At 62.1% G+C, this 24,745-nt stretch carries 20 protein-coding genes; 5 read left to right on the top strand and 15 right to left on the bottom strand.

The window, feature by feature from the left end; all coding sequences use genetic code 11:
* Positions 1-126: 126 nt before the first annotated feature.
* From KVO92_RS04075 to KVO92_RS04030, 10 genes are all read right to left on the bottom strand, one after another.
* Positions 127-1,551: a coniferyl aldehyde dehydrogenase gene (locus tag KVO92_RS04075; protein ID WP_217474396.1), complete on the bottom strand. Its 1,425-nt coding sequence runs from the start codon at positions 1,549-1,551 to the stop codon at positions 127-129.
* Positions 1,552-1,632: 81 nt separating this feature from the next.
* Positions 1,633-2,037: a phosphate ABC transporter substrate-binding protein gene (locus KVO92_RS04070; RefSeq protein ID WP_217474395.1), complete on the bottom strand. Its 405-nt coding sequence runs from the start codon at positions 2,035-2,037 to the stop codon at positions 1,633-1,635.
* An 11-nt stretch (positions 2,038-2,048) separates the two neighbouring features.
* Positions 2,049-3,209, bottom strand: coding sequence for a porin (locus tag KVO92_RS04065; protein WP_217474394.1), 1,161 nt, complete (start codon positions 3,207-3,209; stop codon positions 2,049-2,051).
* A gap of 29 nt (positions 3,210-3,238) precedes the next feature.
* The gene (locus KVO92_RS04060; protein WP_217474393.1) at positions 3,239-4,858 is read right to left on the bottom strand and encodes a methyl-accepting chemotaxis protein; all 1,620 of its coding nucleotides are present in this window, start codon (positions 4,856-4,858) and stop codon (positions 3,239-3,241) included.
* A gap of 77 nt (positions 4,859-4,935) precedes the next feature.
* Positions 4,936-5,718 (bottom strand): SDR family NAD(P)-dependent oxidoreductase, encoded by a 783-nt coding sequence (locus KVO92_RS04055; RefSeq protein WP_181087111.1) that lies wholly within the window; start codon positions 5,716-5,718, stop codon positions 4,936-4,938.
* On the bottom strand, positions 5,718-6,902 hold the full coding sequence (locus tag KVO92_RS04050; protein ID WP_217474392.1) for an acetyl-CoA C-acyltransferase: 1,185 nt from the start codon (positions 6,900-6,902) through the stop codon (positions 5,718-5,720). The genes KVO92_RS04055 and KVO92_RS04050 overlap by 1 nt, the downstream gene beginning before the upstream one ends.
* A gap of 48 nt (positions 6,903-6,950) precedes the next feature.
* Entirely contained in the window at positions 6,951-9,062 is a 2,112-nt protein-coding gene (locus KVO92_RS04045) for a 3-hydroxyacyl-CoA dehydrogenase NAD-binding domain-containing protein (protein ID WP_217474391.1), read from the bottom strand.
* 135 nt (positions 9,063-9,197) lie between these two features.
* Entirely contained in the window at positions 9,198-11,000 is a 1,803-nt protein-coding gene (locus KVO92_RS04040; RefSeq protein ID WP_217474390.1) for an acyl-CoA dehydrogenase, read from the bottom strand.
* A 135-nt stretch (positions 11,001-11,135) separates the two neighbouring features.
* On the bottom strand, positions 11,136-13,793 hold the full coding sequence (locus KVO92_RS04035) for a LuxR C-terminal-related transcriptional regulator (RefSeq protein ID WP_217474389.1): 2,658 nt from the start codon (positions 13,791-13,793) through the stop codon (positions 11,136-11,138).
* A 23-nt stretch (positions 13,794-13,816) separates the two neighbouring features.
* Entirely contained in the window at positions 13,817-14,398 is a 582-nt protein-coding gene (locus KVO92_RS04030; protein ID WP_217474388.1) for a TetR/AcrR family transcriptional regulator, read from the bottom strand.
* Positions 14,399-14,918: 520 nt separating this feature from the next.
* Here KVO92_RS04030 and KVO92_RS04025 point away from each other — a divergent pair.
* The 5 genes from KVO92_RS04025 to KVO92_RS04005 all read left to right on the top strand — a co-directional run bounded on the left by KVO92_RS04025 (position 14,919) and on the right by KVO92_RS04005 (position 20,365).
* Positions 14,919-15,806: a phytanoyl-CoA dioxygenase family protein gene (locus KVO92_RS04025; protein ID WP_217474387.1), complete on the top strand. Its 888-nt coding sequence runs from the start codon at positions 14,919-14,921 to the stop codon at positions 15,804-15,806.
* A gap of 80 nt (positions 15,807-15,886) precedes the next feature.
* The gene (locus tag KVO92_RS04020; protein ID WP_217474386.1) at positions 15,887-16,813 is read left to right on the top strand and encodes an NAD(P)-dependent oxidoreductase; all 927 of its coding nucleotides are present in this window, start codon (positions 15,887-15,889) and stop codon (positions 16,811-16,813) included.
* 128 nt (positions 16,814-16,941) lie between these two features.
* A complete protein-coding gene (locus KVO92_RS04015) occupies positions 16,942-17,931 on the top strand; it encodes an aminotransferase class IV (RefSeq protein ID WP_217474385.1) in 990 nt (329 codons plus the stop codon).
* A gap of 282 nt (positions 17,932-18,213) precedes the next feature.
* Positions 18,214-19,581 carry an NAD(P)/FAD-dependent oxidoreductase gene (locus KVO92_RS04010; protein ID WP_423836221.1) on the top strand — a complete coding sequence of 456 codons (1,368 nt, stop codon included), beginning with the start codon at positions 18,214-18,216 and terminating at the stop codon, positions 19,579-19,581.
* A gap of 199 nt (positions 19,582-19,780) precedes the next feature.
* The gene (locus KVO92_RS04005; protein ID WP_254621279.1) at positions 19,781-20,365 is read left to right on the top strand and encodes a hypothetical protein; all 585 of its coding nucleotides are present in this window, start codon (positions 19,781-19,783) and stop codon (positions 20,363-20,365) included.
* A gap of 665 nt (positions 20,366-21,030) precedes the next feature.
* Here KVO92_RS04005 and KVO92_RS04000 read toward each other — a convergent pair.
* The 5 genes from KVO92_RS04000 to KVO92_RS03980 form a co-directional block, all read right to left on the bottom strand.
* The gene (locus KVO92_RS04000) at positions 21,031-21,621 is read right to left on the bottom strand and encodes a TetR/AcrR family transcriptional regulator (RefSeq protein WP_336512620.1); all 591 of its coding nucleotides are present in this window, start codon (positions 21,619-21,621) and stop codon (positions 21,031-21,033) included.
* 357 nt (positions 21,622-21,978) lie between these two features.
* Positions 21,979-22,275: an EthD family reductase gene (locus KVO92_RS03995; protein ID WP_217474381.1), complete on the bottom strand. Its 297-nt coding sequence runs from the start codon at positions 22,273-22,275 to the stop codon at positions 21,979-21,981.
* 557 nt (positions 22,276-22,832) lie between these two features.
* A complete protein-coding gene (gene radC / locus KVO92_RS03990; protein ID WP_217474380.1) occupies positions 22,833-23,339 on the bottom strand; it encodes a RadC family protein in 507 nt (168 codons plus the stop codon).
* A 489-nt stretch (positions 23,340-23,828) separates the two neighbouring features.
* Positions 23,829-24,176, bottom strand: a complete 348-nt coding sequence (locus KVO92_RS03985) for a LasR-specific antiactivator QslA (protein WP_217474379.1) — start codon at positions 24,174-24,176, stop codon at positions 23,829-23,831.
* Positions 24,173-24,442: a hypothetical protein gene (locus KVO92_RS03980; protein ID WP_217474378.1), complete on the bottom strand. Its 270-nt coding sequence runs from the start codon at positions 24,440-24,442 to the stop codon at positions 24,173-24,175. The genes KVO92_RS03985 and KVO92_RS03980 overlap by 4 nt, the downstream gene beginning before the upstream one ends.
* Positions 24,443-24,745: the final 303 nt, after the last annotated feature.

Below are 24,745 nucleotides of genomic sequence, written 5' to 3'. Positions count from 1 at the left end.
CGGCTAAGTGCTGGTGACAATGGTGGCTGCGTCACGCAGCGCAAGGCTGAGCGATGCAGCCACTCATGCCCACTCTGCATCAAAAAAAGACGCCCCGAAGGGCGCCACAAGGAGCAGAGATGGCAGTCAGCGCAGCAGCAGCCGCAGCAGCCCCTGGGTCAGCCGGCCATAGGGCGGCTTGAGCAGGAAGCTGCCGTTGAAGCGCGCCTGGTAGAAGACCGGCCGCATCTTGCTGAAGGTCTGGAAGCCTTCTTCCGCGTGATAGTGACCCAGCCCGGAATTGCCGACCCCGCCGAATGGTAGGTTCTCCTGCAGCACATGCAGCATCACGCTGTTGACCGAGACGCCACCGGAAAGCGTCTGGCGCAGCACTTGCTGGACTCGCCCCGGTTCCTCGTCGAACAGGTACAGCGCCAGGGGCCGTTCATGGGCGTTGATGTAGTCCACGGCTTCTTCCAGTTGCTGGTAGATGAGCACCGGCAACAAGGGGCCGAAGATCTCCTCCTGCATGATCTGCATGTCGTCGCGCACGTTGAACAGCAGATGCGGTGCCAGCTTGCCGGCCCGGCGGGCCTCCTCGGCATCGGCCAACGCCACTACCAGGGCGCCCTTGTCGCGGGCGTCGGCCAGCAGGGCCTCGACCCGTGCCAACTGGCGGGCGTTGATCATGCAGCTGTAGTCCGGGTTGGCCCCCAGCGGCTGCGGGTAGTTGCGGGCTACGGCAGCCATGGCGTGTTCGATGAATTCGGTTTCGCTGCCTGCGGGCAGGAACAGGTAGTCGGGCGCCACGCAGGTCTGCCCGGAGTTCAGGCACTTGCCCCAGAGGATCGTCTCGGCGGCTCGTTGTAGGGAATACCCGGGGGCCACCAGGGTCGGCGACTTGCCGCCCAGCTCCAGGGTCACCGGCGTCAGGTTCTCGCTGCAATTGCGCATAATCTGCCGGCCGACCGCCGGCGAGCCGGTGAAGATCAGGTGATCGAAAGGCAGGCGTGAGAACTGGTCATTGATCCCTGGCCCGGGCTGGATCACCGCTACCAGGTCTTGGTTGAAACGCTGGCCAAGCAGGCGCGCCAGCAACTCCCCATAGTGGCTGGAGTCGCTGGCGATCTTGATCATGGCACGGTTGCCGGCGGCCAGGGCGCCGCACAGCGGCCCCAGCGTCAGGTAAAGCGGATAGTTCCAGGGCGCAGCAATACCAATCACTCCGAGCGGCTGTGCGAGCAGCGCCGCGCGCCCGGGCTGGAACCAGATCCCGACGCCACGCTGTTGTGGCTTCATCCAGCGCTTTAGGTACTTGAGCGCGTGATTGATTTCGCTGACCAGGCCAAAGATGTCCAGCAGCTTGCTCTCGTGCACGGAGCGGTGGCCGAAATCGGCCGATATGGCGGCGGCAATCCCATCGGCGTTATCCAGTACCAGCGCCTTGAGAGCCAATAGGTTGGCGCGGCGCACCTGATAGGACGGATAGCGTTCAGCTGCGAAGGCCGCGCGCTGCCTGGCGAAGAGCTGGCGCATCTGTTCGACGGCCGGCCCGACTTGCTCGATCGACATGGGGAGAAACTCCGAGGATTGCGAGAGTGACAGCCAGGCTCCAGGGGGCGGAGCCTGGCAGGTGAGTCAGCGAGGTTCGTATCAGGGCAGGGCGAAAAGCACCTTCACCTTGTCGTCGATGGCGCCCTTGTCGACATAGCCGACGGCATTCACCTCGCTGCCCACTATCGCCACCACCGAGGCGTCATCGGTGGCGCTTTGCAGCGGCTGGCCCTTGCCGGTGAATATCAGTCCGGACCAATACGACTTGAGCTGAGTTTCGTTCTTGTTGGTGACTACGCTGTAGAACTTCTCCTTGGTCGGGTTCCAGCCTTTCTGGTCGATGCCCTTGAGGCTATTGTTCTTGCCCAAGAAGATGTTCGACACCTCGGCCTGGCTGGGCGCGGCGCTGGCTTCGGCGTTGACGATCACCACAACCTCGGCTTGGGCGAGGGTGGCTGCCGTCGCCAGGGCGGCGGCGATGATTGCGCTGATGAGAGGGTTCATCTGTTCACTCCTTAGAACACGAAGTCGACGCCGACGCTGACGATGTCGCCGTCGTAGTTGCGTGAGGGCACGCCAGCCGCACCGTTGCTGGCCGCGAAGACTGCGTGGTCGAAGGTTTCCTGGGCGCTTTCCACAAAGGTGCCGCGATAGCCGTTGCCGCGGGTGTCGACCCGCTTGTATTCGCCCTTGAGGACGACGGTCGGCGCCAGGTTGTAGTTCGCACCATAGGTCCAAGAGCTCTGGCGGCCGTTGTCTTCGTCGAGCTGGGCGTAGGTGAGGTGCACCAGCAGATCGCCGAAGCGCCGGCCGGCCATGAGGTAGAAGGCATCGATGTTGCCTTGCTGGTCGCCTTCGGTGTTATTGCGGGTCCACTCATTGGACGACAGCCAGGTACCGTCGTCGTACTGGTAGCCGATGGAGGTGAAGCGGCCCTTGCGTCGGTCCAGGCTCAGGAAGTCGATGTTCGCGGGTACACCGCCGGGTGCAATGACCGACGCGCTCAGGTCGGTATCGATATCCGCTTCGGCGTAGCCCAGGCGCAGGGTGCCGAAGTCGTTGGTTGCCAGGCTGACGTTGGCGGCGAAGATCTTCTTGTAGTCGATGTCGTGCAGTTCATCCATGGCGAACAGGTTGCGCTTGAGCGCCTGGCCACCCGCCAATTGGAAAGCTAAAGAGCCGATGTCGACAGGCAGGCTGTAGAGAATGTCGCCGCCTTCGTAGTTGCTCAACTGGACCTGGCTGTAGACCTCATCCGGTAGGCGCAGCCAGGGCTGGGCGAAGCCGACATTGAGGGTTTCCGAGTACATGTAGATCGGTGTGCGCAGGCGGCCGGCACGTAAGGTCAGGCCATCGGCTGCGGCCCAGGAGAGGTAGGACCATTCCAGGTTGCCCTTCCAGCTGTCCTGCTCCGGCTTGAGGGTGGCCTGCACTGTCAGGCCCAGCCTGTCGGTGAGCCCGTACTGGATCTGGCCGCCCAGCTTGGACAACTGGTCGCCGCGCCAGCTATCGGTGGTTTGGCCGTTGATGCCGAAGCTGCGTCCGTCATCCTCGCCACCCAGGTGGGTGATGCCGGCGGTGCCGAAGCCGTTGAATCGATATTCGCCTTGTTCCAGGGCCATGGCCGGAATACTCGCGAGAAGACTGGCGAGACCGAGTGCTCTGATGCTTTGCATGCGTCTACTGCTCTTGTGGTTGGGAAGGGTCAGATGCGGAACTGGGCGGTGGCGCTGCGCAGCTGGTCCCCGGTGCTGACCAGCTGTTCGCCGAGGCGCGCGGTGGCGTCGGCGCCTTGCGTCGTGGCCTGGGTGTCCTGCTGCAGCATCTCGGTGTCCTGCTGGATCGAACGGGAAAGGCCGATCTGCTCCTGGGTGAAAAGGGCGATCCCGGCGTTCAATTCATCGATCTGGCGCACGGCCCGGGCGATCGCCTCGAGGGTCTGGGTGGCCTGCTCGGAGCGTTCGATGCTGGCCCTGGCCTTGGCGCCATTCAGGGTCATGGCGTGCAACACGTCGTTGGCGCTGCTTTGCAGGCGCTGGATGATGCTCTGGATCTCCGCGGTGGAGGCGGCGGTCTTCTGCGCCAGGTTGCGCACTTCGTCGGCCACCACGGCGAAGCCGCGACCCTGCTCGCCGGCCCGCGCGGCTTCGATGGCGGCGTTGAGGGCGAGCAGGTTGGTCTGTTCGGCGATGCTGCGGATGACCGTCAGCACGGAACCGACTTGCTGGGTCTCTTCCTCCAGCTGTTGCATGGCCTGCACCGAGCTGAGCACGCTACTGCCCAGGTCGTCGATGCCGGAGGACAGGCTGTCGATGTTCTGCCGCGCCTCGTCGGCTTGGCGGGTGGCGGCGCTGGCCTCTTCCGAAGCCTGGCGCGAGCGTTGCGCCACTTCTTGGATGCTGCTGCTCATGGTGTCGATGTCGCGGCTGATCGATTCCGTACGCTCCTGCTGGGAGTGCGCGCTCTGTTCCGCGCCCCGGGTCAAACGATGCAGGTCGCGGGACATCTGCTCGAGGGGGCCGGCCGTTGAGATGACCTGGCGGATGGTGCCCTGCAGCCTGTCGAGCAGGCCGTTGAACAGGCCGATCATCTCGCCGATCTCGTCTTCGGACTGGACATTGACATGACGAGTCAGGTCGCCGTCGCCGCTGGCAATAGCCCTGAGCGAGGTGATAACGCCCCGGATGTTGTTCATGACCTGGCGGATCACCAGCACCGAACCGAGGCTGACCACCAACAGCAGGATGCCGCTGAGCAGATAGCCGGCTTGGGTGGTGGTGGCGTTGTCGCTCCTGACCTGCCTCAGGCTGCTCTGGAAGTCGGCGTAGGCATGGCTGCGCAAACGCTCGCCGGCATCGCGTGCTTGCTGGAGGTCACTGGCCATGCGATCGAGACTCGGCCGCAGATCCTCGAAGGCGGCGCCCTCGAGCAGTTGCTCCGAGGAGGCGAAGGCATTGTCGGCGTAGCGCCGGATGGCCGCCGACCAAGCCTGCAGCTCCTGCGCCCTGTCGCTTCGCACGTCCGTCAGCGACTCCAGATCACTCAGGCTGGCGCTAACGCCAGCCAGGACCTTGCGTGCCTCCTCCAGGGTCTCCCGTTCGCCGGCAGCGACTGCGCTGTTGAGCAGGCCGGGAATGCGCGAGAACTGGAAGATCGCCTTGTCAGCGGTTTCCAGCGTCGGGTAGCTCTGCTGCTCGAGGATCACCAAGCGAGTGTCGTTGCCCTCCAGCTGCAGCGCCGTGTAAGCCACGAACAGCACCAGGCCAATCAGTGCCACTGCAGGGGGCAGGGATAGTTTCAGGGTCAGCGATAGGGCTTTGAACATGGATTCAGTTCCTCTTGATGGAACGAACGCTCGGGTGGTGCAGGGGCCGGCGATGTCCAGCCCATGCACCTGAGTGCTCAGAGGCTGCCCACCAGGTGGCCACCATCGACGGCCAGCACGGCGCCGGACATGTAGGCTCCGGCGTCGCTGGCCAGCAGCAGGAAGGGTCCGTCCAGTTCCTCGAGCCGGCCCAGGCGGCGCATGGGCACGGCGCCGCGGATATAGTCCCGGCCCTGGTCGCTGTTGAAGTAGGTGTCGTTCATCTCTGTCTTGAAGTAGCCCGGTGCGATGGCATTGACGCGGATGTGATAGCGCGCCAGCTCCAGTGCCAGCGATTTGGTCAACTGCACCACGCCGGCCTTGGCTGCGCAGTAGTGGCTGTAGCCGGTACCGACGCGTAGGCCGAGGATCGAGGCGATATTGACGATGCTGCCGCCACGTCTGGTCTTGGCCAAGCGCTGGGCAGCCACCTGAGCGATGCGCCAGACACCATCGAGGTTGGTCGAGAGCATGGTGCGCCAGTCCTCCTCGCTGATCTCCAGCGGGCGTTGGCCGCTACCGATGCCGGCGTTGTTGAGCACCACGTCAATCACGCCGAAATGCGCCTCGGCAGCATCGAAGGCTGCCTCGACGCTGGCCCTGTCGGTGACGTCGAGAGCCACGGCGAACGCTTGGCCCCCCTCCCAGGCGATGTCCTTGGCGACTTGCTCGAGCCGCTCGACGCGGCGGGCGGCGAGTACCACTCTTGCGCCGGCGAGGCCTGCCACGCGGGCCAGGTGTGCGCCGATGCCACTGGAGGCACCGGTGACCAGCACGGTGCGGCCGGCCAGGGAGAACTGTTCAGCGAATTCGGCTTTCATCAGAACACCTCGAACAGGCCGGCAGCGCCCATGCCGCCGCCGACGCACATGGTCACCACGACGAACTTCACGCCACGGCGCTTACCTTCCAGCAGGGCGTGGCCGATCATGCGCGCGCCACTCATGCCGTAGGGGTGGCCGATGGCGATGGCGCCGCCGTTTACGTTGTAGCGGTCGTTGTCGATGCCCAGCTTGTCGCGGCAGTAGATGGCCTGGCAGGCGAAGGCTTCGTTGAGTTCCCACAGGCCGATGTCGTCGATCTTCAGGCCGTGCTGCTTGAGCAGTTTGGGCACCGCGAGCACCGGGCCGATGCCCATTTCTTCCGGGGCCAGGCCGGCGACGGCGATGCCGCGATAGGCGCCCAGCGGTTCCAGATTACGTTGTTCGGCCAGGCGGCCGTCCATCAGCACGCAGGCGCTGGCGCCGTCGGACAGCTGGCTGGCGTTGCCGGCGGTGATGCAGCCGTCTTCGACGACCGGCTTGAGCCGGGTCAGGTCGTCGAGCACGGTCTGCGCCCGGTTGCCTTCGTCGAGACGCAGGGTGACCTCCTCGAAGCTGACCGCGCCGCTGGCCTTGTCGACCACCTGCTTGGTGGCGGTGACCGGGACGATCTCGCCGTCGAACAGGCCAGCGGCCTGGGCCGCTGCCGTGCGCTGCTGGGATTGCAGTGAGTAGGCGTCCTGGGCTTCGCGACTGATGCCGTAGCGCTGGGCCACCAGCTCGGCCGTGTGCAGCATGGGCATATAGGCATGCTCGGCGTGGCGCATCACCAACTCGTCGCGCTCGGCGAACGACCATTCCATATGGCGGTTTTGCACCAGGCTGATCTGCTCCTGGCCGGCGCCGATGGTGACCTGCATGCCGTCAACCAGGATCTGCTTGGCGGCGGTGGCGATGGCCATAAGGCCTGAGGCGCACTGGCGGTCGAGGGTCTGGCCGCTGACCGACAGCGGCAGGCCGGAGGCCAGCGCGGCCATGCGGCCGAGGTTCCAGCCGGCGGTGCCGCCGGGCATCGCAGTACCCATGACCAGGTCTTCGATCTCGGCGGCCTCGACGCCGGCGCGCTCGACCGCCGCACGGATCGCGAAGCTGGCCATGCTCGGCGACTTGAGGTTGTTGAAGGCGCCGCGGAACGCCTTGCCGATCGGCGTACGGGCGGTGGATAGGATGACGGCTTCTTTCATGATGCGGGTGTCCTGTATGGATGGGCCCGTTGCCCGGGCCCGGAAGGCTTAGATTTTCTCGATGCGGGTGTGGCCGGCGGCCACCAGGCGCTCCAGCAGCGCCGCAGGCTTGAACCACATCTCGCCGTATTCGCCGAGCGCGCGGCGATAGTGCTGGATACCGGCGAGCACCTTGTCCAGGCCGAGCTGTTCTGCGTAGTGCAGGGGGCCGCCGAGGTGGGCGGGAAAGCCATATCCGTTGATCCATACCAGGTCGATATCACTGGCGCGCAGGGCGATGCCTTCGTCGAGTAGCTGGATGCCCTCGTTGATCAGCATGAACAGGCAGCGGTCGTGGATTTCCTGATCGTCGATGCGGCGGCGCGGGATGTGCAGCTCGCCGGCCAGGCGTTCGGCCAGCGCGACCACCTCGTAGTCGTCCTGGCGATTGCGCCCCTCGTAGAGGTAGAAGCCGCGCCCGGTCTTCTGGCCGTGCCGGCCGAGGGCATAGAGTTCGTCGCCGAGGCGGCAGTAGCTGTCGTCATGGGCGAAGGCGGCGCGGTTGGAGTTGCGCACCAGGAAGTTCACGTCGATGCCGGCCAGGTCCAGCATGCTGAACACGCCCATGTTCAGGTCGATACCGGTGAGCACTGCGTCCACCTGGGCGGGGGTGGCGCCCTCCAGCACCATGCGATGGGCCTCACGCGAGTAGGGCTCGAGCATGCGGTTGCCGATGAAGCCGAAGCACACGCCGGAGATCACCGGCAGCTTGCCGATGCGCTTGGCGATCTTCATGGTGGTGGCCAGCACGTCCGCCGCGGTGGCCTGGCCGCGCACTACTTCGAGCAGACGCATGACGTTGGCCGGGCTGAAGAAGTGCAGGCCGATCACGTCGTGCGGGCGGGAGGTGGTCGCGGCAATGACGTCGACGTCCAGCGACGAGGTGTTGCTGGCCAGGATCGCCCCCGGCTTGCACACCCGATCGAGCTCGCGGAACACCTGCTGCTTGATTTCCAGCTTCTCGAACACCGCCTCGATCACCAGGTCGGCGTCGGCCAGGTCGGCATAGTCGAGAGTGCCGTACAACAGCTCCATGCGCTGCTCCAGTTGGCCACTGGTCAGCTTGCCGCGCTTGACGCTGATCTCGTAGTTCTTGCGGATATTCGCCAGGCCGCGGTCCAACGCCTCGCCCTTGAGCTCCAGCAAGGCCACCGGAATACCTGCATTGACGAAGTTCATGGCGATGCCGCCGCCCATGGTGCCGGCACCGATCACCGCTACTTTTTCGATGTTGCGCAGCGCGATGTCCTTGCCGATGCCGGGAATCCGCCCGGACTCGCGTTCGGCGAAGAACACATGGCGCAACGCGGCCGACTGCATGGAGGCCTCGGCCTCCTTGAACAGCTCGTGCTCACGGGCCAGGCCTTCGTTCAGCGGCAGGCTGCAGGCGGCTTCTACCGCGGCGAGTACCAGGCGCGGCGCCAGGCGGCTCCTCCAGCGCGGCTGGTTGGCGGCGCGGAAGTTGGCGAAGAAGTCGGCGGCAACGCTCTCGCCCGGGTTGACGAAGCGAGCGCTACGGTGGGCCGGGGCCTGCTGCGCGAGCAACTCGCGGGCGAAGGTGCGGGCGTCGTCCAGCAGGCGTTCGCTGCTTACGCTCAGGCGGTCGAGCAGACCCAGTTCGACGGCGCGGCCCGCATCGATGGGCTGGCCGGAAATCATCATATCCAGCGCTGGCTCGACGCCGATCAGGCGCGGCAGGCGCTGGGTGCCGCCTGCGCCTGGCAGCAGGCCCAGGTTGATTTCCGGCAGACCGAGGCGGGCATTCGGTTCGCCGATCCGGTAGCCGCAGGCCAGGGCCAGTTCCAGGCCGCCGCCGAGGGCGAGGGTGCCGATCGCGGCAATCAGCGGCTTGTCCAGTTCGGTCAGGCGCAGCAGCAAGTTGGGCAGATCCGGCGTGGCGAAGGAGGCGTCGCTGCCGAATTCGCTGATATCGGCACCGGCGCAGAACAGGCCGTGTTCGCCATGGAGGATGATCGCCTGCACGCCGGCGTCGGCGGCGGCGCGCTCGCAGGCGTCGAGGATGGCGGCGCGCAGCGGCTGGCCGAGGGCGTTGACCGGCGGGCGGGCCAGGCCGATCAGGGCCAGGCCGTCTTCGACGCGGTAATTCACCAATATGGTCATGTCAGATCTCGCTAATCAATAAAAATGCAGAGGTGGGGCGATGGCGCCCCTCTTCCTCCAGGGAAAGGCGGGTGAGGGTGGGCAGCGTGGTGCCGGCGCCTCATACGGTCCTGCCCTGGAGGAAGAAGAACAGGGTCAGAACCAGGCGTCCTGCATGTCGTAGCAGACCCGGTTGCCGGCGCCGAGCAGGTGCGCCTGGCTTTCCACCGCGGCCAGCTCCCAGTCCATGAAGTAGCGAGCGGCGTGCAGCTTGCCCCGGTAGAAGTCGGCCTCGCTGCCGGCGGCTCCGGCGCTCAGCGCGCGGCTGGCGACCAGCGCCTGGCGCAGCCAGATCCAGCCGACCAGGACGCGGCCGAACAGGTCGAGGTAGGCGGTGGCGTTGGAGAGGCCGACATCGGCGTCGGCAGCGACCTGCGTCTGGAGTTCGGGCGTCACGCGTTCGAGGATCTCCAGCGCGTCGCCCAGGGCGGTGGCCAGGGGCGCACAGGCGCTATCGCCGGCGGCCTGCTCGAGGCTGCTGCGAGCCTCGGCAAGGAACAGCCGGTAGCCCTTGCCGCCGTGGTAGCCGAGCTTGCGGCCGAGAAGGTCGAGGCCATGGATGCCCTCGGTGCCTTCGTGGATGGGATTCAGGCGGTTGTCGCGGTAGTACTGCTCCAGCGGGTACTCGCGAATATAGCCGGAGCCGCCGAGCACCTGGATGCCGAGATCGGAGGCGATCACGCCGTACTTCGAGGGGTAGGACTTGACCATGGGGATCAGTAGGTCGAGCAGTTCCGCGGCGTCCTCGCGCGCGCTCTGCTCGGGCGCGGTGTGGGCGTCCTCGAACAGGCTGCTGGCGTACAGGCACAGCGCCAGGCTGCCTTCGGCATAGACCTTCTGCTGCAGCAGCATGCGACGTACATCCGCGTGCTCGACGATTCGCACCTGGGGCGAGTGCGGATCCTTGCTACCCGGCAGTCGGCCCTGAGGCCTTTCGCGGGCATAGTCGAGTGCATGGATGTAGCTCTGGTAGGCCAGCGCCGAGGCGCCCAAGGCTACGCCGATGCGCGCCTCGTTCATCATCTGGAACATGTAGGCCAGGCCTTTGTTGGCATCGCCCACCAAGTAGGCGACTGCGCCGTCCCGCTCGCCGAAGCTGAGCACGGTGGAGGTGGTGTTGCGGTAACCCATCTTGTGCAGCAGGCCGGCCAGCGCCACGTCGTTGCGCGTGCCCAGGTTGCCGTCCTCATCGACCAGGAACTTCGGCACAAGGAACAACGAGATGCCCTTGACCCCGGCCGGTGCGCCCTCAATGCGGGCCAGCACCATATGCACGATGTTGTCGGTCAGCTCGTGGTCGCCGCCGGAGATGAACATCTTCTGGCCGAATACCCGGTAGCTGCCGTCGCCAGCCGGCCGCGCGGTTGTGCGGATATCGCCGAGCGCCGAGCCCTGGCCTGGTTCGGTCAGGGCCATGGTGCCGCTGTAGCGACCGTCGAGCATCGGCGCGAGGAAGCGCTGGCGCAGCGCGTCCTCGGCGAAGCTCCGAACCAGGTTGGCTGCGCCAATGGTCAGGAAGGAGTAGCCGGCGCTGGCGACGTTGGCGGCATTGAAATAGGCCATGCAGGCGCGCAGCACCACCTCAGGCAGCTGCAGGCCCCCATCCTCGGCATCGTGGTGCGCGGCGTGGAATCCGGCTTCGGCCAGGGCGTCCCAGGCGGCCTTGGTTTCGGGAATCAGGCTGACCTTCTCGCCGTCGAAGGTCGGCTCGTTGGCGTCGCCCTTGTGGTTGTGCGGGGCGAGGTATTCGGCGGCGATGCTGCGTGCGGTGGCCAGGGTGGCGTCGAACACGGCACGGTCGTGCTCGGCATAGCGGGGGCGCTGCAGCAGCGCTTCGGTGTCGAGCATCTCGTAGAGCTGGAAGTTCAGCTCGCGCTCGTTGAGCAGCTTGTCGGTCATGGCATTCTCGTCCGGCAGGGAAAGCAGGCCTGTTTTGTAGCAAACAGCCTGGTGCCGACGCGTCGAACCGAGGGTGGAAATTCGGGTGGAATTTGCAGGGAGGCGGGTGGAGCGGGGTGTGCCGAGCGACCCGCTTCAGTCGACCAGCTTCAGGGCGCGGGCGGCCTGCAGGGCGCTGTCGCGGTCGCTGACATCGAGCTTGCGGAACAGGTTGTTGATATGGGTCTTTACCGTGCTCAGGCTGATGTACAGGCTATCAGCGATTTGCGGGTTGCCCTGACCGCGGGCCATGCGCCGCAGCACGTCCTGTTCGCGGCGGGTGAGCGGCTCGACCAGCGGCTGCTGGACGGCGTCGACGCCACGGCGCAGGCCGGGCAGCAGGCGCGCCAGGCGCTCGGGCGCAGGTAGCGGCTGTTCCAGTCCGAGTTGGCGGCGAGTCTGCGGGTCGAGCAACTGACGCAGCAGCTCCTCGAGTTGGCGGCCCTCGAGCTGCATCAACTGCCCATAGCCATGGCGCGCCGCCAATTGCAGTGCCTGCTCCAGGCTTCTAAGTGCCGCTTCCTGCTGGCCGCTGTCGCGCTGCAGCGTGGCGTCGAGCAGCAGCAAGTCCAGACGCAGGCGCTGAAGCTGCTCAGCCTCGGCCAGTTCGTGCAGGTTGTCGGCGATCTGCCGCGCGCTGGCATGCTGGCCGAGATGGCGCTGGACCCAGGCATAGGCCAGCCACTCCTCGGGCATCAGTTCGGCTCCATAGAGGCGGCGGCAGCGGTGCCACTCCTCGAGCCAGGCGAGGATGTAGTCCTGGTCGTGTTCGCAGCCGGCCAGCCGGGCCCGGTAAGCGCCGATCTGTCGGTACAGGGTGAACAGCTTGAACTGCCGAGCCAGCCGGCTGGCTTCGTCCCAGCGTGAGCGAGCCTGCGCCGCCTCGCCCTGGGCCAGCAGACGACAGGCCTGGTGGTGGATCACCCAGGGCAGGCCGGCGCTGTGTGGGAAGGCCAAGGCAATGGCTTCGGCCTGGCTCAGGTGCAGGGCGGCTTGCTCCAGGTGGTTCTGCTCGAGCAGCACCATGCCCCGGCCCAGTTGCTGGAACAGGTCATAGAAGGAGCCGGATAGATCGGCAGCCAGGAAGCGAACGTCGGCCTGCTCGACGTCCCCCTGGGCCACTTCGATCTGGCCGAGCAGCAGTTGCAGCATGTTGGTGTAGCCACTGAATCCCAGTGCCTGCAGTTCGGCCAGGGCCTGGTTTGCTGCGGATTTGGCCTGGCGTGCGCGGCCCAGGCAAAACAGGCAGATCGCGCGGTTGAACAGCAGAACAGCGGTGGCTGCGCTAGGGCTGGGGTATTGGCTCAAGGCGCGCTCTACCAGACGCAAGCCATGGTTGAAGTTGCCGCCCAGCGCGGCCAGCCGGCTGCGCAGGAAGGCCAGGGTCTGGTGAACCCGCTCCGGGCGCCGCTCGGGGACTTCGTGACGGCGGATCAGCCGCTGCAGACGTTGCAGGCAGGCGCTCGCATGGCTGATGTCGTTGGTGACTATCACCGTGCTCGCCTCGGTCACGGCCAGGGTGAAGTGCTCGGGCGAATTCTCCCCTGGTACATGGGCGAGAAAGTCGACGATACGGTTCACCGCTCCCTCGCGCAGCAGGTCGAAACAGTGTTGTTCCAGAGTGGCGAGGAGGCGGTTGAAGTCGCGGGCACGGCCGAGCTGATAGACAGCCTCGGCGTAACAGCGTTGATTGAGCAGCCAGTCGGCAGCCTGCAGATGCAGCTGGTTGAGCAGGCTCGCATCCTGCCGGAGCAGCGACTGGTAAAGCGTGCGGCGTAGCAGCGGGTGAAGGCGCAGCGGCAGCCGTTCGCCCTTGCGCTGCTGGATGAACAGGTCTTGGCGCTGCAGCTGATGGATCAGTTGCTTGGCGTTGTCCTGTCCGCCGATATGAGCGGCCAACTCTGCGTCGAATGCACTCACCGCCGAGAGGCGGGATAGGAAACGCAGCAGCGGTGGCATTAGTCGCTGCAGGAGCTCTTCGTGGAAAAATCGGGAAATCTGCTCAAAGGCCTTTCGCGAGAGGAACTGCGGGGCATCGGCCGGACCGCAGTCGGACAATTTCGCGCCGACGTAGTTGCCGAGACCGAACAGCACTCCGCTGATCCAGCCTTCGCTATCGGCGCGCAGCAGATACACCAGGTCGTTGTTCAGACTTTGCCCGCGTGAGCGGGCCAGCTCGCGGATTTCGCCACTGTCCAGAGTGAGGTCACTGACTCCCAGTATCTGCACGCGCTGATCGCGCTGCAGATGGCTTAGCGCGATGGCGGGCTCGCCTTCGCAGGCGGCCAGTAGATGGAGATGCTTCGGCGGGTTGCGCAGCAATTGTTCAAGGTAGCGACAGGCTGTACCAGAGCGCAGCAGGTGGAGATCGTCGAGGATCAGGGTGAAGCGATCGTCGCGGCTCTCCAGGTGGTTGAGGATGCCGGTCCACAAGCTGGCTTCATTGGCTCGGCCCGGTGTTGCGCAGGGCGACAGTTCCAGCGCATGGCACAGCTGCACCAGCAGTTCGCAGGGTTGATTGTCGCTGTCGTCCAGCCGGTACCAGGCCCAGGGCAGGTTGGAGTCGCTTAGGTTGAGCGCATACTGCGCGAGCAGGGTGCTCTTGCCGTAGCCAACCGGCGTGCGGATCAGGCTCAGCAGCACACCGTTGTGGGCCGCCTCGTCCAGGCATTTCAGCAGTGCCGGCCGCGCCAGACCCATTGCAGGTAGCTGCGGTGGGCGGAGCTTGTTGCGCTTTGGCGAGGGCTGTTTCATCGCGGGGCGGAATGCCGGCCAGCTCAGTAGCTGGCCGCCAGCAGACGGACTGCTTGGCAGGCGGTGTCGGTTTCCGCTTCCAGTCGCTCCATATCGCCATGTGCCGACCAGGCCAGCATCAGACCATCGAACAGGTTTACCAGCAGGCGGCTCAAGGCGATCAACGCGGCCTTGTCCAGCCGGGATTGCGTGATCCGTTCGATCGTCCGCTCCGTTGCCTCGCCGGCCATCGCGTAGATCTTGTTGGCCATTTCCGGGTTGTTGCGCAGGATCCAGAAGAACAGCTCGGACTGTGCAGTGGCTCTTTCTGGATGGGCGGCGAACCATCTGACCAGTTGACGCAGCGTCTCCGCGATGCATTCCGCCGTGGTGGCGCCGGCCGGCACATGCTCCAGAGCTTGCTGAGGCATGTTGATCAGGGACTCGTAGACCGCGTAGAAGAGTTCGTCCTTGGTGTGGAATACGTAGTGCAGGGAGGCGAGGGGAGAGTTCGCAGCTGCGGCAATACGTCGAGTAGTTGCATTGGGGACGCCATGCTCCGCAATCACCTTCAGTGTGGCCTCTATGAAGTCCTGTCTGCGCAGATCAGCGCCTATTCTGGCCATAAATCATCTCCATTGGTTTGGTGATTCTGCTGACTTGTTCATTTGATTGGGTCATTTGATTGGAGAGTCTGACATAGCCTGCTCTTTTCTTCCAGACGGGCTGGGGAGGTAGGCATGACTTTCGAGGCGGCCCGACAGGGGGCTGGCTTCGGGCTTGTCCATTTTCGCTCAGGCCGTTTGTCTGTTTGGGCGCATGGCGGCATCTGTCGAGGCGAGTAGGGGATTCCGCGCTGAACGATCAGGCTGCGCAGCAGCAAGCCCAAAGCAAGGTTTCCGGGCTGGTTCATGAACACTCGCAACGGGTCCCCAGCGATGCATATCTGAGCCAGTGCAGGCGGAAATGATCCGATCACCCATTGGCCGGCAGTGACTGATAGGCCGGATTTTTCCTCGCGTTCAATTAGGCATCTGCTGTCAATGATCTGGCATGACCGGGCAAGCGTCCCTTTGCGTTTTTTAATAGTTTCGTCACCAGTAATTCCAGTGACAGAAACCTGAATCAGGCAAATGAGGCGTGCAGATGAATGCAAAGAAATTGGTGACGCTAAGCGCTAATGACTCAGTCGAGCGAGTGGTCGAAGTCATTAAGCGTGATGGTGGTGTGATCATCTCCAATTTTGTTTCAGAGCAAGCGTTGAGTGCTCTGCGTGAGGAACTCGATAGCTATCTCAACGAAACCCCTTGTGGGGTCGACGCCTATTTCGCTGGCGCTCAAACACGGCGTGTTGCCCGCATAATCGGGCGCAGCGATACCGCCGTAAAGATAGCGCTGAACCCGCTGTTTCTCGAGTCGGCGAAGGCGATTCTGCAAACCCCGACTCATGTATGGGTGGGCACTGATCGCGTCGAGATCGAGCCGGATATTCAACTCAGCATTACCCAGGCTATCCAGATCGGGCCGGGCCAAGGTTTGCAGCCTTTGCATCGCGACGATTCCACGTCGCTCTGGCGCCATCCGCAGTACGGTCGTGAAGCACGGCTGCAGATGATGCTGGCCATTTCCGACTTCACCGAAGAGAACGGAGCCACACGCGTCATTCCCGGCAGCCACACCTGGGACGATGAGCGCATGCCCACTCAAGAAGAAACAGTCGCGGCAGAAATGCCGGCCGGCTCGGCACTTTTCTGGATGGGCTCGGTGTACCACGGTGGCGGCGCCAACCAGTCCGATCAACCGCGCACCGGCCTCACCATGGCCTATGACTTGGCCTTCTTGCGACTGGAAGAAAATCACTTCCTCTCCATCCCCCTTGAGCGCGTCCGCCAGTTGCCCGAAGAGATGCAGCGTCTGCTCGGTTGGAGTGCCAGCAAAACCTTGTTGGGCTGGGTGGAGATCGACGGTCAGATGCGCGACCCGCATGACCTGCTGGGTATGACCTCATTCACCGAAGTCGGCAAAGGCTTCTAGGCAAGCCCGCAACGAATGCGGCGCGTGTTCCGTCGGGCTCAGGCCCAAGCCGCAAAGGCGTAAACGAAGAGGATTGAATTGTGCGCGAGAACGACGACTGCCGATCCGGCTTTGATGTGTCGGTGCTGGGGCTCGGGGCCATGGGCACGATCATGGCCCAGGCGTTCCTCAAGCAAGGGAAGCGCGTGGCGGTCTGGAATCGATCGCCTGAAAAGGCTCAGGCGCTCGTCGACGCCGGCGCCCAACTCTGCGAATCCGCGCAAGCGGCCTTGGCAGCGAGCCCGGTGGCGATCCTCGTACTTCTGGACGACACCGCAGTTCAGGAGCTGCTCGGTGCAGACGGCATGACACCTGCCCTCGCCAATTGCACGATAGTCAATTTCTCCACGGGCTCGGCAGAGCAGAACCTGGCGATTCAGGCTCTGGTCAGTGCTGCCGGGGGCCATTATCTCAAAGGGATGATCGTGGCCTATCCGCGTAATGTCGGCCATCCCGAAAGTTATTGCCTCTACACCGGTGAGCATGAATCCTTCGAGCGGCATCGGGCGCTACTCGAAGCGCTCGCCGGGCATGCGCTATTCCTGCCTCGGGAAGAAGCGCTGGCGTTTGCGACCATGCTCCACGCTTATTCCTTCGCCGCGATGGTTGCCTTTTACGAAGTTGCGGGGGCGAGCCAAAACTTTGGCATGCCCATTTCAAAGACGGCCCGGCTGCTCGCTGACGCCTCGCGTTTTTTTATCTCCGATGCACTAGAGGATGCCGGGCGCCGCTTCGAGGCGCGCGACTTCTCTGGAGATCAGGCACGGCTCGATGTGCATGCAAGCGCCTTCAACTACATCGCGGAATCCATGCATGCATGCGGTGCGCGGACCCCGGTCTTCGACGCGGTATGCCAAGTGCTGCAGCGCGCGCAGTCGATGGGCTATGGCGAGCAGGACATCGCGGCCGCCACCAAGTCATTCGCGCCCGAGGCTGCCGACAGTCTGGACTCGCTTGGCGCACTTTAGAGGGCAGGGCAGTGATGGAGATTGCTAGCCGTCCAGCCCGTAGAAGTTTGCATCTCCCGGTCGACACGGCCGCGAGGGGCGTCGCGCCGCCCCAAGTATTAACTGAAAACAAACAGTGAGGGTTCGTCATGACAATTATTCAAGCTGAGCACATCATGCATAACGATCCAGCCCATATACGGCTGGATCACGATCCCAAGTACGCGTATGGATCGGCCTTTATCAACGGTGTCTACTGTGGTCTACACGAAGCGGCGATTCCGATCACCGATACCGGCTTTATTCACGCCGACGCCGCCTATGATGTCGTCAGTGCCAGCAAGGGCATGATTTTTCGACTCGAGGATCACCTCAATCGGTTCGAAAAGGCTTGCGAGAAGTTTCTCCTGAGCAACCCCTACAGCCAGTCTCAGACAGCGGAAATTCTCACCAACCTGGTCAAGTTGGCCGGCACCAAAGAGGCCTATATCTGGTGGTGTGTGACGCGCGGTCAGACGCCAGAGAATCGTGGTGACCTCAGCGCCTACCAGAACTGCTTCTACGCCTTTGTGGTTCCCTACTCCTACATCGCGAATGACGAGATGCGCTCCCGCGGTATCGACCTGATGGTCAGCCAGAAATACATTCGCATTCCGCCCAAGGCAGTGGATCCGACGGCCAAGAACTTCCACTGGATGGACATGAAGCTGTCCCTGGTCGAGGCAATGCAGAATGGTTGTGATTGGTCCGTGCTGTGCGATGCCGAGGGTTACCTGACCGAGGCTCCCGGTTCCAATATCTTCTTGATCAAGGACGGCACGCTGTTCACTCCGGACAGTGGCTGTCTGGAGGGAATCACCCGCAAGACCGCTCTGGAACTGGCCCGGGAAATCGGCATGCCGACCCGTGTCGAGCGAGTGCACGTCAACCAACTGCGCGAAGCCGATGAAGCCTTCCTGACCTCGACTGCCGGCGGAATCATGCCGATCAACAGCGTCGATGGAATCCTGCTGGGCGGCGTGGCCGGTCCTGGAGAAAAGGTGACCCAGTTGCACAACCTGTACTGGGAAAAACGCTGGGCTGGCTGGCTGGGCACACCGGTCAACTATCGCGAGCCGGCGAATATAGAAATCGCCTGAGGGGCGGCATGCCGTCGCTGCACTGTGGTCGATCCTCTGCGTGACGCTTCAGTGGCAGCGGGGGCGCTGGTCGCTCAGGCCGCCTTGTCCTAGCTCGCCGCTGGCAGATCAATCCGGTCTGTCCCCGCGCCTGCTCCCTAGGTGCGGGCACCACGATCATTCGGCCTGCTATGGCTCTGCCTTTGAGTCACCAATGTTACGTGCGAAGCGCATTTTCACTGCGCTCATTAACAACAACTCAATCTCGGCCCAGGAGTGCAGTGCATGAGTCGTAGAGATGAAATGGCCAGCAACGATTCAGGCTCGATGCGCTTTCGCAACATCGGAGGCTGGGTAGAGCGGCCTCGTAACCTGCAGCCGGAACTGGAGGGCCACGTCAGCGCTGATGTAATAGTGGTCGGGGCCGGCTTTGCTGGACTGTCTACGGCGCTCGAACTGACCGCTCGCGGCGCAAAGGTCATCGTGCTGGAGCAGGAATTCGGCGGCTTCGGTTCCAGTGGGCGCAATGCCGGCTATCTGCTGGGCAGTATGGGAATCGAGTTCGAACTCTTCGTCAAACGCGTCGGTCTCGAAAAGGCGAGATCCTTCATCCGTTTCTACGACGAGGCGGTGTGTTATGTGGAAAGAAGGCTGATCGAACTGGGCATCGACTGCGACTACACCCCTTCCGGCGTCATCCGGGCGGCGGTGCATCCTTCCCAGGAAAAGTGGCTACGTCGCAGCATGGAGCTCGGTCTCGAGCTGGGTTCCGTTACTCGCTTCGTGGATCAGGCCGAGATGCGTGGGCGGGGTATTCCGCCGGCTTTCCTGTTCGGCTGCGAGCAACGCGGTGGCACGTTGAACCCGGGTAAGTACGTGAGCGGACTGCGCGTTGAGGCGATCAAGGCCGGGGTGAAACTCTACGAAAGAACCCCGCTACTTTCCTTCAGCGAGGGGCCGACCATCACCTGCAAGACCGCCCGTGGAAGTGCAAGTGCTCCAGTCATGGTGCTGGCGACCAATGCCTACACGCCGCAGTTGGGTCTGCTGCGTGACAAGGTTGCGCCCATACGGGTCTCGGCAATCGAAACCCAACCGCTGTCACCGAAGCAACTGGCTTCACTTGATTGGCGTGGCCGTGAGGGAATCATTACGCCGCACCTGACCATGGAAAGTCACCGCCTGACGGCACACAACACCATGGTCCTGACCGTCAAGAAACTGAACTACGTCTATGGCTCAAAAACCCCCAACGTACCGGATGACGGTGCCTACAGCGCATTGGCGCAGGTGCTGCGCGAGCGCCATCCCACGTTGCGCGACCTCGGTATCCAGCACTGCTGGAGCGGCTATGTCAGCGTGGCCTATGACGCGCTGCCTGTAATTGGTGCGACGGGGAAGCAGCAGAACATCTTCCATATCGCCGGCTGCTCGGGGCATGGACTCGCCACCCATTCGTTTATCGGGCAACTGCTCGCCGAGAGAATCAACGGTGCGGAGAGCGCTCTTCTGACAGCGCTGCAGCACAAGACACCTTCAACTCTGCCTGAGCCATTGCAGTGGTGTGCCCTCAAGACTGCGTTCATGGCGGTTGGGCAGTACGACAAATGGACCGACCGTAAGGTTCGTAAGAACGCTGCGGCTAGTGAGGAGATGCAAGGGTCCTTCTGACTCGGTGATAGCCGTGGCTGGGGCGTTTCTCGGGCTATACGTCTGCCACCGATCCAACCTGCATCGCCAACCTTATTAGTCAGGCGATGAAGTAAATCAATGTTTGATAGAGGGCGCTCTTGTGGAACCTTTATATGCCGTCGGGTTTGTTAGTTGCCTTGTCCTAGCCATTTCCGGTTGGGTCTATGGCGTCAAGTTCATGAAGAAGAACAATTATCTACTCGGTCTGGAGTGGTGGATCGTTGCCTTTTCGGCCACCAACTTTGCTCTTGCCATGTTGACCAGTTCGGAAATCAACTATGCCATTACGCTTTTTCTGGACTCGTTCTCTCGCAGCTTTGGCATGCCAATCATTGCCACGCTGGGTCTCATGGCGCTGACCCATAATTACAAGCCGTCCGCCTTCAAGGAGGTCATGCTATTCGCGGCTGCGTTTGCAGGGACTTTTGTGGTGTACATGGCTGACTTCTTCGACGCTGTGCGCCCGTATTTCTACGTGGTCATGTGGGTGATCTATTCGATGTATCTTTCCTATTTCGCCTTGCGGCTGGCGCGAGTTGGTGAAGGCCTGCACGCCGCTGCCACAGCCCTTGGGGCCATCCTAAGCCTGGCGGTGGCAATCACTTACGACTTTTTCCCGATCCCGGGGGACGACACACAGATGATTTTCATGACCTGGGCTTTCATCACCTGGTGTTATACAGGGATTCAGTTGTATTACGCCTACGTTGCGCTTGAGCGCGCAAAGGGTGTTCATGCTCAATTGCTGGTGTCGATTCGCTAGCCAGCTGCCAAGTAGTGGGAAACTCCACTTTCGATTGATTGGTTTGGCATATGTCTACGTCGAGTCCAAGCGCGTTCTGCTCTTATTGAACGGAGAACTTGCGGGCGGGAGGTGTAGCGTAAGTTTCGACAGTAGATGAATACTCCATAGTAGGCTGAAAGCCTGCTCTTTTTCGCCCCTCAAGGGGCGTTTTTTTTTGCGTTTTCGAGAGGTAAGGTCGCGCTGCTCACTACAGTGAGCACTTGCCGGCGGTAATACCCATGCCCTTGAGAGCGAGCCAGAGGTTGCTTCGCATCGTCTCTCTGTAACCAGGCATGAATTGCTAATTTTATGGCGCGGCGTGTCAAGCTTTTAACTGGTGCGCAGAAGCAGACTCAAACCTCCAATAACAAAAAACACCAACACTGGAGGTACGTCATGCGCCGTGTCGTGCTGTTTTGTCTTGTCCTAGTCATGGTCTTGAGCACCGTATACATCCTGAAGCCCAAGAACACGAACTCCGCAGCCCACTCTCGGGTCGGCTACCCCATAGTCAGCTTTAGTGATGTCTTCCGGCACCACTAGTAGCAACAGTGCTTCCGGACAGGGCATTAAACAGTCCAGGTACCGTGAGTCGTTGTGAGTCACACCTGTTGAGCGGCTGTCGCGGGGACAACCTTATGACCTCAATTGTCCGACGCCTTCTTCTTGGGGGCTTTGCTGGGGGCAGGCTTAGGCGGTGCGATCATTGTGACGAGGGCATTGAGTAGCGACTGACGACGCTCTGTGCTAAATCGCTCGGGCTCGATCGGCATCATCATCATCCAGCCATCGCTCATCGCACTGATTTGGTCGGCAAGCATATCGGCCGCTATATCATTGCGAATCAGGCCAAGGCTCTGGCCTTCCTTCAATACAGCTGTAAATCCCTCGCGGAAACGTGCGTAGCGCTGCTTTATGACGTTGGCGAAGGCGGGTTCATGTCGTGCGTGGGCTAGCAACTGTAGCCAGGCGAGCCAACTGTTTGGCTCATCGCCGTTCATTGAATCCAGCCATTGGCCGACTATTGCCTTGAGGTCTATCCGCGTCTGGTTGATCTCCCGCAGCGTGTCGATCTCATCGAACAGATTCTGAGCGACGGCAGCAACCATTTCCTCTTTATTGGCGAAGTAATAGGTCACGGTTCCAGTCGTGCAGCCGGCCTGTCGCGCCACTCTCCGCAACGAGGCGCCTGCATAGCCCTCTTGCGCGATGACCATAATGGCAGCAGAGAGCAGCTCGGCCCGTTTCGCATTGTGATCCCCTGTCGGGCGTCCACGGCGTGTCGAGGACTCTGCTGCGCTTTTCTGCGCTTTCCTTGTGCTATTCGGAACGGGCGTGGATTGTGAGTCGGACATAGGTGGGAAGCGGACCGGGTTGGATCACCAATCTTCGATGGGAGTACTGACACGGCCGACAGCATATGGAAATTATCAGTTGAACGCACCCTGTCGCTCTCTGGACTGGCTAGGAGGAAGATCCGAGTGAACGATCGCTGGACAGTCCGGCTTTGGTTGACGACCTGATGCGGGACCATGCCAGGTCTTGCCTTAGCAGAAACAACGCCGCGGATTGGGAAAATTGCCGGGTGTGGGTCAGTCGTTGGCGCGGAAGAACGAAGGGCGGATGTTACTGAAGTTCGCCACATCGCTGATGACTCTGGCCGTTGCAGGTGATTCGAGCGCAGCATCAATGCTGGCCTGATCCTTGAAACGCAGAATGATCATTCCCGCGAGCGGCTGCAGGCCAGCAGCCGGGGCGAGGACTTCGGCTGATTGCAGTCCGAGCTCGTTCCACGCAGCTTGAGCAAGTGGGATGTGTGTAGACATGTAGTACTTGCGGTCGAAGAAAGAGCCTCTGGCCAGGGGGTAGCTCACGATCAGGGTGGCCATGGATGGTTCCTTGTGACTGATGTTTATTGTGATACGGGGAGTGCAATCAACCAGGGCATATTCTGGCGCCTGAGCGCATTTGCCCCACGGTCACCAGTTTTGAGGGGTACCTGCTCAGTGCGCTCTTCTAGCCCCAGAGGTTGGCAAAAGGCTGTGCGAAGGGTAGAGGGGCGACGATTTGACTAAACGGGTGTCCTATCGAGCGGTTGAAGAGGGGCATGGCTGACCACCTGCAGTTGTGCGTCTCTCGAAACCGGGCCCGTTACTCTTCGCTCAGAAGGCCCTTGATCAGAGGGAGCGCCCTTCCCAGAGAATTGTGTATGACGCTTACTCCTCGGAATATCACTGAGCTGATAGGCAAGCTATCAGCTAAGCCAAATTAAAACAACGACTGTTATTTTAATTATGATGAGATCAGATCTTACGACCTGCTGCACCTGATCCATGAGAGCGGCGGCCACTGGACGGTGGGGCTGGCAGCGAGGGCAGATGGGCCGGCTATACACACTGGGCATGCCTGAAAGGGCGCAGCAAAAAGGGGGCTCAGCCCCCTTGGTTCATAGCAACCCAAGCTCAGCGAAAGATGCGGTGCGTTGGCCTGCCACGATGATGTGATCCAGCGAGCGGACATCTACCAGCGCCAAGGCTTCTTTCAAACGTTGTGTGAGTACCTTGTCAGCCTGGCTTGGCTCTGGATTTCCGCTTGGATGGTTGTGCGCGAAGATCACTGCAGCTGCATTCAGGCGCAGTGCTTCCTTGACCACCTCGCGTGGGTACACAGACGCACTGTCGATGGTGCCGCGAAACATCTCGACGTACTGTATGAGGCGATGCTTGGCATCCAGAAACAGTGTTGAGAAAACCTCGTGCTCAAAGCCACCCAGCTTCGCGATCAAGTACTCCTTGACCAGCTCCGAAGACGTGAAGGCTGCGCCTCGCTGAACCTTCTGATCGATCACCTTGCGAGCAGCGTCCAGGATCTGTTCTGCAGTGGCAGGCAGATAGCGACCTTGCTCGTCGCGAATCATCAGCGAAGCGTCAAAGGCTAGAGAAAGCTGCGACATGATCATGCTCCAGTTGCTCGGGCGGAATTGCCCGGAACCGGCCCAGCACGACGCAGCGCAGCAGTCAGGGGGCGATAGCCGGCCCTGCCGCAAGCGCGCGAAGCGCGTGCAGCCCTTGACGGCGAGAACGCCGTGATAGGGTGAGAGGAAACAGCAAGACCGCCATTACAACGATCTCACAGGCGCCACCAGCAAGCGAAGCGCGCAGGCTCTATCGGTACAGCCTAAAACGCCCAGAGGCGTTGTTGGCGAGCAGCAGAAATGCAGCCATGGCCTGCACCAGCAACGGAACAGGAACGAGGCTGGTAGCCACTTAAAGCCAGTGCCCCATCAAAACGTTTGGCTGATGGCCGCTACCGAAATATTCTCCGGTCTCTGGGCTAACGAAGTGCAAATAGTCAGTACGCTGACCCTGCACTCCGTTAGCTCAGAACCTTCCTTCCTGGTCTGTTTTAACAGACCACTTCTTGGCATTTGCCATGGCTCAGGTCAGCCCTGACAGCTCGCTCCTGTGAGCGTCAGGGTCTTTCTGTGGCCAAAGCAATCACCCGCGGTATAGATCTCGGCCTGCTCACCGCAGCGAAGATGCGAGTACATGCGCTGGTGGATACGGCTCAGGAAACCCACTTCAAAAGCTCGCCTCTCAATAGCGCAGGGCAGCAGATCGCGCTCCGCGATCATCACTGCCCAGAGCCATCCGCTGCGAGCATTATCGAGCCAGGTCTGTGCCAGTTTCACGCCCTGGTCGAATGCCTCTCTGCAGTCGGTAGCCCAGGTGATCTCTATACCAGGATGGCCGTCGTTAGGTGGAAGGCAGGTCATCACACCCTTGCTCATCTGGCACCTCCTCGCACTTCGGAGAGGGCGCGGCGATAGAGCACGACCATTTCATCGAGCAGAGCCAGAGCTGAATAAGCCGCGATCCGCACGCGCAAGTCTGTCGGCTGTAAGCCGTCAGGTTCAGCCAGTTGATCGAGCAGATTGCCGAGCATGACGCCGCGCAGTTCAGCGGCCGCTTCAGAGGGTAGGGGAGAGCGTTCGGATTCATGCAGCGGGCTTCGCTGCAGCGGAAAAGGTACAACGCAGGATTCGAACTCAGCCATGGCGCACCTCCTGCTCAGAGGTGGACAGCAAGACCTGAAGCCCAAGGCGGAGCTCTCGGGTAAAAAAGGGGTAGCGCATTTTCCTTATGCTCCTTGGACGGGTTAAGGAGCCGCCTACCAGCCTTCTCACGAGCATAGGAGGCGGACCGTGCAAGGGTGAGAAACCGGCGTCCAAGGGAACCGGCCAGGCAAAAGCCTGCCTCACACGGCCCGCCATAGATATGCAGTAGCACAACGGATAACCATTGGCTTTGCACTATGGCGCTACCGCGCCTTGGACAACGTCTGGGTTCTCACGCCCGG

The organism is Stutzerimonas stutzeri (genome assembly GCF_019090095.1).
GTDB lineage: Bacteria > Pseudomonadota > Gammaproteobacteria > Pseudomonadales > Pseudomonadaceae > Stutzerimonas > Stutzerimonas stutzeri_AN.
Note: the sequence above shows the minus strand (reverse complement) of the source record. Positions and strands in the feature narration are given on the sequence as shown.

Bases quoted from the DNA above. Each gene is read 5' to 3' on its own strand.
- KVO92_RS04075 (WP_217474396.1), bottom strand. From the start codon at position 1,551: ATGTCGATCGAGCAAGTCGGGCCGGCCGTCGAACAGATGCGCCAGCTC.
- KVO92_RS04070 (WP_217474395.1), bottom strand. From the start codon at position 2,037: ATGAACCCTCTCATCAGCGCAATCATCGCCGCCGCCCTGGCGACGGCA.
- KVO92_RS04065 (WP_217474394.1), bottom strand. From the start codon at position 3,209: ATGCAAAGCATCAGAGCACTCGGTCTCGCCAGTCTTCTCGCGAGTATT.
- KVO92_RS04060 (WP_217474393.1), bottom strand. From the start codon at position 4,858: ATGTTCAAAGCCCTATCGCTGACCCTGAAACTATCCCTGCCCCCTGCA.
- KVO92_RS04055 (WP_181087111.1), bottom strand. From the start codon at position 5,718: ATGAAAGCCGAATTCGCTGAACAGTTCTCCCTGGCCGGCCGCACCGTG.
- KVO92_RS04050 (WP_217474392.1), bottom strand. From the start codon at position 6,902: ATGAAAGAAGCCGTCATCCTATCCACCGCCCGTACGCCGATCGGCAAG.
- KVO92_RS04045 (WP_217474391.1), bottom strand. From the start codon at position 9,062: ATGACCATATTGGTGAATTACCGCGTCGAAGACGGCCTGGCCCTGATC.
- KVO92_RS04040 (WP_217474390.1), bottom strand. From the start codon at position 11,000: ATGACCGACAAGCTGCTCAACGAGCGCGAGCTGAACTTCCAGCTCTAC.
- KVO92_RS04035 (WP_217474389.1), bottom strand. From the start codon at position 13,793: ATGAAACAGCCCTCGCCAAAGCGCAACAAGCTCCGCCCACCGCAGCTA.
- KVO92_RS04030 (WP_217474388.1), bottom strand. From the start codon at position 14,398: ATGGCCAGAATAGGCGCTGATCTGCGCAGACAGGACTTCATAGAGGCC.
- KVO92_RS04025 (WP_217474387.1), top strand. From the start codon at position 14,919: ATGAATGCAAAGAAATTGGTGACGCTAAGCGCTAATGACTCAGTCGAG.
- KVO92_RS04015 (WP_217474385.1), top strand. From the start codon at position 16,942: ATGACAATTATTCAAGCTGAGCACATCATGCATAACGATCCAGCCCAT.
- KVO92_RS04010 (WP_423836221.1), top strand. From the start codon at position 18,214: ATGGCCAGCAACGATTCAGGCTCGATGCGCTTTCGCAACATCGGAGGC.
- KVO92_RS04005 (WP_254621279.1), top strand. From the start codon at position 19,781: ATGAAGAAGAACAATTATCTACTCGGTCTGGAGTGGTGGATCGTTGCC.
- KVO92_RS03995 (WP_217474381.1), bottom strand. From the start codon at position 22,275: ATGGCCACCCTGATCGTGAGCTACCCCCTGGCCAGAGGCTCTTTCTTC.
- radC (WP_217474380.1), bottom strand. From the start codon at position 23,339: ATGTCGCAGCTTTCTCTAGCCTTTGACGCTTCGCTGATGATTCGCGAC.
- KVO92_RS03985 (WP_217474379.1), bottom strand. From the start codon at position 24,176: ATGAGCAAGGGTGTGATGACCTGCCTTCCACCTAACGACGGCCATCCT.
- KVO92_RS03980 (WP_217474378.1), bottom strand. From the start codon at position 24,442: ATGGCTGAGTTCGAATCCTGCGTTGTACCTTTTCCGCTGCAGCGAAGC.